Genomic DNA, 12458 nt, shown 5'->3' on the forward strand with positions numbered 1-12458 from the left:
GAACCTGCGTCTCGCCGAATTCCCACGGTTTGTATCCTGGTGCAATTCGATGCGACGACTATTTTTGCCGCTTGGGCTAGCGGCTGTTGTGATCAGCCCATCTTTTGCTGCGAATTCCAACGCGGCACCCCTTGTTTCTTCCGGCACAGTACTGGAGGCTCCTGGTCCTTTGACGCTTGAGCGCGCCATGGAATTGGCGAGTGCAGGTAACTTCACGCTTTCTGCTGCGCAGAAAGAAGTCGATGCCAATGAAGGTGCGGTCATGCAGGCACGCACCATTCCCAACCCCGAAGTGGCCGCGACCATGGAGGACACGCGCTCGGAGTCGCGCACGACGACCGGACAGCTCAATATTCCTGTGGAGCTGGGCGGCAAGCGTTCGGCGCGTATCGTCGCGGCCGAAAAAGGCCGGGAACTCGCGCAAGCGCAACTGGCGACAACGCGGGCCGAACTGCGATCCAACGTGATTCGCGGCTTCTTTGAAGTGCTGGTTGCCCAGGAACGGGTCAAGCTCGCGCAGGCCTCGGCGGACTTGGCCGCCAAGGGCGCGCAGGCAGCAACGCGCAGAGTGGCAGCGGGCAAGATCTCGCCGGTCGAAGAAACCAAGGCAAAGGTCGAGCAAGCCAACGCCGAACTCGAACTCGACAACGCCAACGCCGAACTGCGTTCCGCACGGGCCTCGCTTGCAGCGCTCTGGGGCAACGCCACGCCGCAGTTCTCCGCGGCGCAGGGTAGCCTCGACGCGCTGCCGTCACGGCCCGGTCTCACGGAGCTGCTGACCGAGCTCGACCACTCGCCGCTCGTATTGGCCGACCAGGTCGAGCTGGATCGCCGGCAAGCCCTGGTGGGCGTGGAGCGCAGCCGCCAATACCCCGATGTGACCGTCAGCGTGGGCGCCAAGCGCGACAACAGCGCGAATCGCAACATGGCGGTGCTAGGCGTGTCGATTCCGCTGCCCTTGTTCGATCGCAATCAAGGCAACCTGTACGAGGCCATCCGGCGTGCCGACAAGGCGCAGGACGAGGTGCTGGCTAATCGCATCCGGCTGGCAAATGAGATGCAGCAAGCGTCGAACGAGTTGACGGTCTCTCGTCGCTCCGCGCAGACGCTCAAAGAGACGATCCTGCCGGCCGCCGAGCAAGCCTATAGCGCAGCGGCACGGGGCTTCGAAGCCGGGAAGTTCAATTTTCTGGATGTGCTGGACGCACAAAGAACGTTGTTCCAAGCACGTATCCGTTATCTCGACGTGTTGGCGAAGGTCTATCAATCCGTGACGACCATCGACCGCCTGTTAGGCCGCTAACTCAGAATCCGAACCATGTCTATCACGAATAAGCAGAAGACTGCGATCGCAGCTCTAGTGGCTGCTGGCCTGATCGCCACCGGCACCGTTCTATTGTTGGGGCCCTCGACAGAGGGCAATGAGTCCGCTCGCGAGGCGGCCGAACACGCAGAATCTGCCGGTCACCAGGACCGCGAACACCACGGCGAGCCGTCGCAAGGCAAGCATGAAGACGCGGCAACACATGGCGACCAGGAGCACCATGACGCGCCGAAGAAGGGCCCACACGGCGGTAATGTCTACGCTGCAGGCGACGCTACCGTCGAGTTCGGCATGGCCGAGGACGGTGGGGAGCCGAAGCTGAAGCTGTGGGTGGTCCGAGACGGCAAGCCCCTGGTTGCCAATATCTCGGCCAGTGGCGCCATCAAGCGAGCGACCGGCGAATCGACGCCGATCGGCTTCAAGGCCACGAAAGACAGCCTGGAGAGCGAGGCCGCCATTGCCGAGCCCCACGTTTTTGACGCGACCGCGTCCGTCACGTTGCCGGGCGTTCAGAAACCGATGACGGTTGCCTTCTCCAAGGAGGAAGGCAAGATCGAATTGACAGTCGACCAGATCGCCAAAGCCGGCGTGGGTGTGGAAGTCGCAGGCGCCGCAGCAGTCCAATCGGGCGTGCAATTCCCGGGTGAAATCCGCTTCAATGAAGACCGTACGGCGCATGTGGTACCGCGTCTTGCGGGGGTCGTCGAGCGTGTCCCCGCCAATATCGGCGAGCAAGTCAAGAGCGGACAGGTGCTGGCGGTCATTGCGAGCACCGCACTGTCCGAGCAACGCAGCGAGCTGCTTGCGGCCCAGAAGCGCTTGAGCCTGGCTCAAACGACCTACGCGCGCGAGAAGCGCCTGTGGGAAGAGAAGATCTCCGCGGAGCAGGACTACCTGCAGGCCCAGACCGCACTGCAGGAGGCGCAAATCGCCGTGCTGAACGCGCAGCAAAAGCTGGTTGCGATCGGGGCCGCGCCGGCCACGACGGCCCTGAACCGATTCGAACTGCGTGCACCATTCGACGGCATGGTGGTGGAGAAGCATCTGGCAATCGGTGAAGCTGTCAAGGAGGATGCGAACGTCTTCACGATTTCCGACCTGTCCTCCGTGTGGGCGGAGTTCGTTGTGGCGGCCAAGGATCTGGGCAATGTGCGCGTCGGTCAGCAGGTCACGATTAGTTCGACCGCCTTCGACAGCAAGGCGACCGGCACGGTGTCCTATGTCGGCTCGCTGCTGGGCGAACAGACACGTACGGCAAAGGCGCGCGTCACGCTGGCGAACCCCGGCATGGCTTGGCGCCCCGGCCTGTTCGTGACAGTGCAGGTCTTGTGGCCAGCCGTTCAAGTCCCTGTTGCAGTCAGGGCGGATGCGATCCAGGAGGTCAATGGCAAGCCGGCAGTGTTCGTTGCGGTGCCGGGCGGTTTCGTCGCCCAGCCGGTCACGACCGGGCGCTCCGCGAGCAAGGTGGTAGAAATCACAGAAGGCCTGAGCGCCGGCGCGCGCTATGCCGCCGCGAACAGCTTCGTCCTGAAAGCCGAACTCGGCAAGGCAAGCGCCGAGCATGAGCACTGACACGGAGACGGGCATGTTCGAACGCATCATCCGGTTTGCCATTGAGCAACGTTGGCTCGTCATCCTCGCCGTGCTCGGCATGGCGGCGCTCGGCGTCTACAACTACGGGAAGCTTTCTATCGACGCGGTGCCTGACATTACCAACGTCCAGGTGCAGATCAATACAGCGGCGCCTGGGTATTCTCCGCTGGAGACCGAGCAGCGGATTACCTACCCCATCGAGACCGTGATGGCCGGCTTGCCGGGGCTCGAGCAGACGCGCTCGCTGTCCCGGTACGGCCTGTCCCAGGTGACAGTGATCTTCAAGGACGGCACGGACATCTATTTCGCTCGCCAACTGGTGAACCAGCGGATCCAGGAGGCCAAGGAACGGCTGCCCGGCGGGGTCACACCCGCCATGGGTCCAATCTCCACGGGGCTGGGGGAAATCTACCTGTGGACCGTCGAAGCGGAAGACGGCGCTCGCAAGCCCGACGGGGCAGCCTACACGCCCACCGATCTGCGGGAAATTCAGGATTGGGTGGTCAAGCCGCAACTGCGCAACGTGACCGGCGTGACCGAAATCAATTCGATTGGTGGTTACGCCAAGGAGTACTTGGTTGCGCCCAGCCTGGAACGGCTGGCTTCCTACGGGCTGACGCTCACGGATCTGGTGAGCGCACTCGACAAGAACAACAGCAATGTCGGCGCCGGCTACATCGAGCGCCGCGGCGAGCAGTACCTCGTACGCGCCCCTGGACAGGTCAAATCGCTCGACGATATACGCGACGTCATCGTGGGCACGGCGCAAGGGCAGCCCATTCGCATCCGCGACGTCGCCGATGTTGACATCGGACGGGAGCTGCGCACCGGTGCCGCCACGGAGAACGGCAAGGAGGTCGTGCTGGGTACAGTGTTCATGCTGATCGGCGAGAACAGTCGGGCGGTATCCCAGGCCGTCGACAAGAAAATGGCGGAGATCAATCGTACGCTCCCCGCCGGCGTCAAGGCCGTGACCGTGTATGACCGGACCGTGCTGGTCGACAAGGCGATTGCTACGGTCAAGAAGAATCTGCTCGAAGGCGCGACTCTCGTTATCGCCATTCTTTTCCTGTTCCTGGGCAACATCCGCGCCGCTGTCATCACGGCGATGGTCATCCCGCTGGCGATGCTGTTCACGTTCACCGGCATGGTCAGCTACAAGATCAGTGCGAATCTGATGAGTCTGGGGGCGCTGGATTTCGGCATCATCATTGATGGCGCGGTGGTGATCGTCGAGAACTGCGTGCGTCGCCTGGCGCACGCGCAGGAGCACCACAAGCGAGAGCTGACCCGCAGCGAGCGTTTCCACGAGGTGTTTGCGGCCGCGCGGGAAGCGCGGCGACCGCTGCTCTTCGGCCAGCTCATCATCATGATCGTGTACCTGCCGATCTTTGCCCTGACTGGCGTGGAGGGCAAGATGTTCCACCCCATGGCGTTCACGGTGGTACTGGCGTTGCTTGCTGCCATGGTGCTGTCCATGACGTTCGTGCCGGCGGCGGTCGCCCTGTTTATCGGGCGCAAGGTGGCGGAGAAGGAAAACCGGCTGATGGAGTGGGCCAAGCATCGCTATCAGCCGATGCTCGAAGCGTCCCTGGCCAACACGCCCGTCGTACTGACTTTCGCGTGCATTGCGATCGTCTTCTGCCTGGCCGTGGCGTCCCGGTTGGGAAGCGAGTTCGTGCCGAATTTGAACGAGGGCGACATCGCGATCCAGTCGCTGCGCATTCCCGGGACGAGCCTGTCTCAATCGCTGGAGATGCAAAAGCAGGTCGAGTCGACGCTCAAGGCCAAGTTCCCCGAGATCGAGCGCATCTTCGCCCGTACCGGGACGGCGGAAATCGCCTCCGACCCAATGCCGCCCAACATCTCGGACGGCTACATCATGCTCAAGCCGCAGGCGCAGTGGCCCAAGCCAAAGAAGACAAGAGAGGAGCTGCTCAGTGCGATTCAGGCGGAAGCTGAGAAGATTCCTGGCAACAACTACGAGTTCTCGCAGCCGATCCAGCTGCGCTTCAACGAGTTGATCTCCGGCGTTCGCTCCGATGTGGCGATCAAGATTTTCGGCGACGACAACGATGTGCTCAATGAAACAGCCGGCAAGGTTGCGGCGGTATTGCAAGGCATACAGGGTGCTACGGAAGTCAAGATCGAACAGACCACTGGGCTTCCCATGCTGTCGGTCAACATCGATCGCCAAAAGGCGGCCCGGTATGGATTGAACATGAGCGATGTGCAGGACGCGGTTGCGATTGCGATCGGCGGGAAGGAGGCAGGCACGTTCTTCCAGGGCGACCGACGGTTCGACATTCTGGTGCGCCTGCCCGATGCCGTGCGGGGTGACTTGGAGGCACTGCGCCGCTTGCCGGTGCCACTGCCCAAAAACGGTGCCGGCGAGTCGAAGACGACCTATATCCCCTTGAGTGAAGTGGCCTCGCTCGACTTGGCCCCCGGGCCAAATCAGGTGTCGCGCGAGAATGGCAAGCGCCGCATCGTCATCAGCGCCAACGTGCGAGGCCGGGACATTGGGTCGTTCGTGCCGGAGGCCGAGGCCGCAATTGAGCGGCAGGTCAAGATTCCCACGGGGTACTGGATAACCTGGGGCGGTACGTTCGAGCAATTGCAGTCCGCAACGACGCGGCTGCAGATCGTGGTGCCGGTTGCGCTGCTGCTCGTGTTTGTCCTGCTCTTTGCGATGTTCAACAACGTGAAAGACGGGCTTCTCGTGTTCACCGGCATTCCGTTTGCGTTGACCGGCGGTATTCTCGCTTTGTGGTTGCGAGGCATACCGCTCTCCATTTCGGCAGCGGTCGGCTTTATCGCGCTCTCCGGTGTCGCAGTGCTCAACGGCCTGGTGATGCTGTCGTTCATCCGATCGCTGCGCGAAGAAGGCCAATCGCTCGATACCGCGATCCGCACCGGGGCCCTTACGCGCTTGCGGCCTGTGTTGATGACGGCGCTGGTCGCCTCGCTTGGCTTTGTCCCCATGGCCATTGCGACGGGAACGGGAGCCGAGGTGCAACGACCGCTGGCCACCGTGGTCATTGGGGGGATTCTGTCATCGACGGCACTGACTCTGCTGGTATTGCCGGTCCTCTATCGCCTGGCACACCGCAAAGACGAAGCCGAGGAGACGGAGCGTGCGGGCGAGATGGCACCGCGGACTGCCTAACGGAGATGGAGTCGCCGGCGCGGACCTCGATGGTCCGCGCCTCTTACATAAGGAGCTTTCGCCATGGGCGCAGGACATGACCACAGCCATGCAACCGGGAACGAGCGTGCATTGAAGATCGCGCTCGCGCTGACCAGCACTTTTCTGGTCGCCGAGTTGGTCGGCGGCATCTTGACCAAGAGCTTGGCGCTGATCTCCGATGCCGCGCATATGTTCACGGATGCCGCAGCACTGGCCATCGCGCTCGCAGCGATTCAGATCGGCAAGCGGCCGGCGGACAAGCAGCGGACGTTCGGGTACTACCGTTTTGAAATTCTGGCGGCGGCTTTCAATGCGCTATTGCTGTTTGGGGTAGCGCTGTACATCCTCTACGAGGCGTATCAGCGCTTGCGCGCGCCTGCCGAAGTGCAATCGTCGGGCATGCTGGTGATCGCCACCATCGGCCTCGCTGTCAACATCGTCAGCATGCGAGTTCTTGCAGGCGGCCGGGAACAGAGCCTCAACATCAAGGGGGCCTACCTGGAAGTCTGGAGCGATCTGCTAGGCTCGATCGGCGTCATTTTTGCTGCGATCGTCATCCGGTTCACCGGTTGGGCCTGGGTCGATTCGGCTATCGCCGTGCTGATTGGACTCTGGGTGCTGCCTCGCACCTGGATCCTGCTCAAATCCAGCATCAACATTCTGCTTGAAGGCGTGCCGGAGGATATCGACCTGCCATCCGTGGAGCAGGCGCTGTTGACGATTCCCGGCGTTCGCAGCATGCACGACCTGCATGTGTGGTCTTTGACGAGCGGCAAGGCAAGCCTGACGGCGCACCTAGTCAACGATCCCGCCGTCAATCCCGAACGCGACATACTGCCGGTCGCCCGAGACAGGCTTGCCGAGCGCTTCGGCATCACGCATATCACCATCCAGTTCGAACTGCGGCCGTGCGCGCAGGCGGATACCGTGGCGCATTTCCTGCCCAGCGAGCCTATTGCTGCTGCGACGAGCGGCCAACCCGACGAACGCCACAGTCATCAAGGACACTCTCATTGAAAATACTGGTCATCGAGGACGAGGCTCGAACCGCGGAATACCTGCTCAAGGGCCTGACTGAATCCGGATTTGTTGTCGATATTGCCGCAAACGGCATGGACGGGGCGCATCTCGCCAGTGAGGTGCGGTACGACCTGATCCTGCTGGATGTCATGCTGCCGGGTGCGGACGGCTGGAGCGTGATCAAGATGATCCGACAGAAGAGCGATGTCCCGGTTCTGTTTCTGACGGCGCGGGATGACGTCGCCGATCGGGTACGTGGTTTCGAACTCGGCGCCGACGACTACTTGGTGAAGCCGTTCGCGTTTGCCGAGCTGCTCGCCAGAATTCGCCGCTGCCTGCGGCAAAGCAGCGGTCGCGAATCCGAGCATCTGAGCGTCGGCGATCTCGATATCGATGTCCTTGGCCGCAAAGTCGTACGCGCCGGCGTCAAGGTGGAGTTGACCAACCAGGAGTTCGTCCTGCTCCATCTGTTGGCTCGCCGTAGTGGGGAGGTGCTTTCCCGCACGTCCATCGCCTCGCACGTCTGGGACGTCAACTTCGATACCGACACGAACGTCGTGGACGTGGCGATACGCCGTCTTCGCGCCAAGCTCGATGAGCCGTTCGATACCAAACTGATCCATACCGTCCGAGGCATGGGTTATGTCCTTGATCCTCATCGCGGAAAATAAGACGTGGCGCGTTCACTGATCGGTCGGCTGACCTCGCTATTCTCAATCCTGGTCACGTTCGCGCTGGCCAGCATGGGGGCCTACGCTTACTACGCCCTGGATACTCAACTACGCTCGAGGGACGTAGAAATCATCGAGGCCAAGCTAACGCAGGTAAGCCACTTGGTACGAGACGCAGGCAGCCTTGAGCAGACCGAGAAATTCGAACACAGCTTGTTCGATCTGGTCAGGGGATACGATGGTTTGGCGTTGAGACTTCGAACACCGCAAGGCAGGCTCGTCTATCGAACGGCTGACGACCTGCGATCGGATTTCGATCTGGCGGCCACTAGGTCCGGAATTCATGACGACGGCACATGGATCATTGGGAAGCGTATCGTCGAGGCAAGTGATGGCGTACCGTTCGCCACGGTATCGGTGGCCAAGAGCGGGAACGATCGGCGCCAGGTGGTGACCCGGCTGGGCAATAGCATCGCCGTCGGCATTCTGGTGGGCGCGGTTCTCACCGCGCTTCTGGGCGCCTTGATCACCCGACGAGAACTCAGGCCAGCACGGACATTGATTCAGCAGGTGCACCGAATTAACGTCGAACGACTCAGCTATCGCGTCGACGCTCCCAGTGCGCCAACGGAAGTCCACGAAATTGGTGTCGCATTCAATGCCATGCTGGAGCGACTGGAGTCGGGCTACGAGCGGTTGTATTGTTTTTCCGCCGATCTCGCGCACGATTTGCGCACGCCATTGAACAACCTGATCGGCCACACCGAGGTGGCGCTCTCGCGTGAACGAGAAGCAGCCGACTACGTGACCCTGCTGGAGGACAACCTGGCGGAATATCAGCGCCTCTCGCGGTTGATTGACTCTATGCTCTTCCTGGCACGCGCCGACGCGGCGACGGTCGAACTGGATCGTGTGCCAATCGAGCTCAGCTCCGAGTTGTCCAAGCTGGCGAGTTACTTTGCCGTGCTGGGTGAAGACACGGGCGTGAAGATTGAGGTCTCGGCGTCCGGCAGCGTGAGTGCCGACCTGAGCATGTTCCGGCGCGCCGTGGGCAACCTGCTCTCGAACGCGGTCCGCCATGCTGACAATGGATCGATCGTGGGCTTGAACTGCGAGCGTGATGAAGACGCCGTTACAGTGCACGTATTGAATCAGGGTATCCCGATACCGGACGAGAATAGGGAACGCGTCTTTGATCGGTTCTATCGTGGCGACCAAGCGCGTTCCTACTCTGATCAGTCGACCGGTTTAGGGCTTGCCATCGTGCGATCCATCATGGAGTTGCATGCGGGCATTGCATCGGTCGCGACATTACCTGGCAACGTCACCCGGTTCTCGCTCCGGTTTCCGTTCGTCAATTAGCGAGCTTGTGCGCGTATAGCGATACTTGGCGTCTGGCATCGGACACTCATGCGAGCCGGCCCGACAGATGCCAGACCAGCGGAGATTGGCTGCCGGGGCACCACCATACGCTGCCCGTGAAAAGGTGAACGTTTTTGGGGTGTGGCGCTCTGCATCTCGCCCAGCGACGAACCACGGCTACGCAAGGTGAGTTTTCGCGTTGCAGGCCGCAACGTACTGTCGCCTTCCGCCGTGAGACAGCTGCGTGCGGCCAGCATTTCGAGAATCGCGCTTTTCTGGAGTTTCGTACCGAAGGTTTGGACTGAAGCCCCACGCGAGGATCCTCACACGTGATAATCCGCCATTATCACATGTGAGATTTCGACTCAAACCAATCACCTTGACGCGTCAATTAGGTACGTATATACATGGTACGTACCACAGTATCAAATTCTAACGCCATGGCCCGTGCCGGACTCAGTCGTCTTGACATTAAGCGTGCTCGCGATTCGCTGCTCGCCAAGGGACAACACCCCTCGATTGATGCGATACGTATCGCGCTGGGTAACACCGGCTCGAAGACGACGATCCACCGCTACCTGAAGGAACTGGAAGAAGAGGAAGGCGCGGCGCTCAAGCGGGCCGGCACCACCTCCGACGCCATCCTGGATCTGGTGGGCAGATTGGCGGCGCGCCTGCACGAAGAGGCGCAGGCGGTGGTCGACCAGCAGGTCACGGCCGCCACGGCACAGCGCCAGCAAGTCCGGGCAGAGGCCGACAAGCTGTCCGCAGATCTCGTCGCGCTTCGCGCCGAACTGGCGCAGGCTCATGCCACCATTGCCAAGGAGCGGGCCGCGCACAGCGACACGCAAGCGGCGCTACAGCAGCGCACCATCGAGGCGGAGCGCTCTGCGCAGCAGGTTCAGGACCTCACGGCCCGGCTGGCCGAACATGAAGGCTTCCGACGCTCACTGGAGGAAAAGCTGCAGCACGCCCACCAGGCGCTGGACCACTTCCGCAATGCTAGCAAGGAGCAGCGGGATCAGAACGCGCGCCGGCACGAGCAGCAGGTCCAGCAACTGCAGGCGGAAATCCGGCAGGCCAACCAGGCGCTGATCGTCAAGCAGGGAGAAATCACGCAGTTGAACAGGGATGGCGCGAGGCTGGTCGCCGAAGCCGGGGCCACAACGAAGCGTGCCCGCGAACTGGAAGCACGCGGCGAGCAAACACTGGCGGCGCTGAACCAAGCGCACGCCGACCACACGCGGGCGGAGACGGAACGGGATGTGTTGCGCGCGACGGTGCAGGTCCAGGCCGATGAGCTTGCGGCCTCGCGTGCGGAACGTGAGCAGACGGCGACGGAGTTGGCCAAGCTGGCAGCACGGCTCGAAGCCCAGCAGACGCTACTGGCTGACTACCGGGCGCAGCTCGGAGTAGCGGCGCCGGCGGCATGAAACCGCCAGATTCTGCATCAAAAGGACGACTGCCGCGAAATTGCTGAATTTCCAAGTCACTGATCTAAAAAGGAAATTCAGACGAAACCGCCAGATTTTGCGCGAAAAGGACGACTACCCCATCGAACATCGCCCGAACGCCATCGATGCTCGCCAGCGGCCGCGCCGACGCAATCTCCACCCGCCCGCGCGAGGCGCGGATGACGGGCTCCACAGTCGATCCCGCCGTGCTGCGCCCCAGCCGCGACAGCTCACCGCCGGCAAAGTCCACGACAAACCGCCACGAGAAGTACTTGCGCGGCTGCCCCACCACGCCGCCAATGCCCGTGCGCGTCGCGACCACACGCGCCAGTGGCGAGGCCGCCGCGGGCTGCGCGCCCCACGTCAGCCGATAACCGAACGCCAGTTCCTGCCCGGCATGCGGGGCCACGGCCGGCCGCCAGAACGCGACGATGTTGTCGAAGGTTTCATCGTTGGCCGACAGCTCCACCAGTTCGACCGCGCCCTCGCCCCAGCCATGCGTGGGCTCGACCCACACGCTTGGGCGCTTCTCGTAGAAGACGCCGTCATCCTGGTAATGATCGGGATTGCGGTCGCGCTGCAGCAGGCCGAAGCCGCGCGGGCTGTCGTCGGCAAAGCGCTGGCTGCGCAGCATGGGCGGATTGGCCAAGGGGCGCCAGACCCACTCGCCCGAACCGCGCCAGATGGCCAGGCCGTCGGAATCATGGATCTCCGGGCGCCAGTCCGACGCGCGCCAGCGTCGCGCCGCGCTGTGGCGATCGCCTGCGCGGTCGGTGCGGTCGTTTTCGCCGTAGAGGAACATGCTGGTGAGCGGCGCAATGCCGAGCCGCTCGATCGGCTTGCGCACGAACAGCGTGGCGCCGACATCCATGACGAGCGTGTCGCCGGGGCGGATGTCGAAGCGGTAGGCGCCGGCCACGCTGGGCGAATCAAGCAGCGCATAGACCCGCACGACGTCGGCATCGGGCGCTGGGCGCACCAGCCAGAATTCGGTGAAGTCCGGAAACTCCTCGGCGCGCGGCAAGCCGGTGTCGATCGCCAGCCCCCGCGCCGACATGCCGTATTGCCACTGCCCGCCCACCGCGCGGAAGTAGCTCGCCCCCAGGAACGCCGCCACGTCGCGCGTCGGGTCCGCGCGGGTGGTCAGCCGGAACCCCGCAAAACCGAGATCGGCGGGCAGCGATGCGTGGTCGAGGCCGCTTTTGCCGTAGTCGAACATCGCCGCGTCGTAGGCGATGCGGTGCGCCCGGCCGTCCACGACTTCATACAGGCGCACGGGCGACTTGAAGAACAGGCCCAGGTGGAAGAACCTCGCCTCGAACGGCAACTGCTGCGCGGCCCACAACGCATGATCCGGGCGATAGCCGATCGACTGATATGCGTCCCAATCGAGCTCGGCGACGGCGGGCGGAAGCTGTATGCCGCGCGGCCGGTATGGCCGGGCCGCCAAGGCCCGGGCGCGCGCCAGGAGGCGGGCTTCGTCAAACGGTTCCGACGCGCCGGGGGCGCTGCGGGACATTCCAGGTGCCAGGGCCAGGAGCCCGGCGGCCAACTGCTTGAGCAGGTCGCGACGATGCATGGAAGACAGCGGAGCCAGGGGTCACTCATCTTCGCACACCGCGCCCGGCCAGTCTCCCGGTCGAACCTTTCATTGGCCCCACAACCCTGCGGCATGGCCGGGAATGGCACGTTTCGGACAGATCGGCGTGGCATCGCACGGCCAGTTGGAGCACAATCCCGAGTCCGTTCACACGTGGAACGCCCGTGCGTCGCCTATGGTGAACTGACTCCCGCTCCCGCCGGCCGAGGCACGCACCGCTGAGGCCCGGCGCCACGATCATCAC

7 protein-coding genes and 1 pseudogene are annotated in these 12458 nt (G+C 62.7%); 7 read left to right on the top strand and 1 reads right to left on the bottom strand.

Features of this window, described 5'->3' with window-relative positions:
- Nucleotides 1-49 precede the first annotated feature (49 nt).
- The 7 genes from TK49_RS01170 to TK49_RS01200 all read left to right on the top strand — a co-directional run bounded on the left by TK49_RS01170 (nucleotide 50) and on the right by TK49_RS01200 (nucleotide 10593).
- Entirely contained in the window at nucleotides 50-1303 is a 1254-nt protein-coding gene (locus tag TK49_RS01170) for a TolC family protein (RefSeq protein WP_024979375.1), read from the top strand.
- Nucleotides 1304-1318: 15 nt separating this feature from the next.
- The gene (locus TK49_RS01175) at nucleotides 1319-2896 is read left to right on the top strand and encodes an efflux RND transporter periplasmic adaptor subunit (protein ID WP_045220143.1); all 1578 of its coding nucleotides are present in this window, start codon (nucleotides 1319-1321) and stop codon (nucleotides 2894-2896) included.
- A gap of 13 nt (nucleotides 2897-2909) precedes the next feature.
- Nucleotides 2910-6086: a CusA/CzcA family heavy metal efflux RND transporter gene (locus TK49_RS01180; RefSeq protein ID WP_045220142.1), complete on the top strand. Its 3177-nt coding sequence runs from the start codon at nucleotides 2910-2912 to the stop codon at nucleotides 6084-6086.
- Between the two features lie 63 nt (nucleotides 6087-6149).
- The gene (locus TK49_RS01185; RefSeq protein WP_045220140.1) at nucleotides 6150-7124 is read left to right on the top strand and encodes a cation diffusion facilitator family transporter; all 975 of its coding nucleotides are present in this window, start codon (nucleotides 6150-6152) and stop codon (nucleotides 7122-7124) included.
- The gene (locus tag TK49_RS01190; protein WP_045220137.1) at nucleotides 7121-7798 is read left to right on the top strand and encodes a heavy metal response regulator transcription factor; all 678 of its coding nucleotides are present in this window, start codon (nucleotides 7121-7123) and stop codon (nucleotides 7796-7798) included. The genes TK49_RS01185 and TK49_RS01190 overlap by 4 nt, the downstream gene beginning before the upstream one ends.
- A 3-nt stretch (nucleotides 7799-7801) precedes the next feature.
- Complete coding sequence (locus TK49_RS01195) at nucleotides 7802-9160, top strand: heavy metal sensor histidine kinase (protein ID WP_045220135.1); 1359 nt, start codon at nucleotides 7802-7804, stop codon at nucleotides 9158-9160.
- A 440-nt stretch (nucleotides 9161-9600) separates the two neighbouring features.
- A complete protein-coding gene (locus TK49_RS01200; protein ID WP_024979379.1) occupies nucleotides 9601-10593 on the top strand; it encodes a DNA-binding protein in 993 nt (330 codons plus the stop codon).
- Nucleotides 10594-10714: 121 nt separating this feature from the next.
- Here TK49_RS01200 and TK49_RS01205 read toward each other — a convergent pair.
- Nucleotides 10715-12193: pseudogene (locus tag TK49_RS01205) on the bottom strand (glucan biosynthesis protein D); the annotation flags it as partial.
- Nucleotides 12194-12458: the final 265 nt, after the last annotated feature.

Origin of the sequence: Ralstonia mannitolilytica (assembly GCF_000954135.1) — a bacterium.
Taxonomy (GTDB): domain Bacteria; phylum Pseudomonadota; class Gammaproteobacteria; order Burkholderiales; family Burkholderiaceae; genus Ralstonia; species Ralstonia mannitolilytica.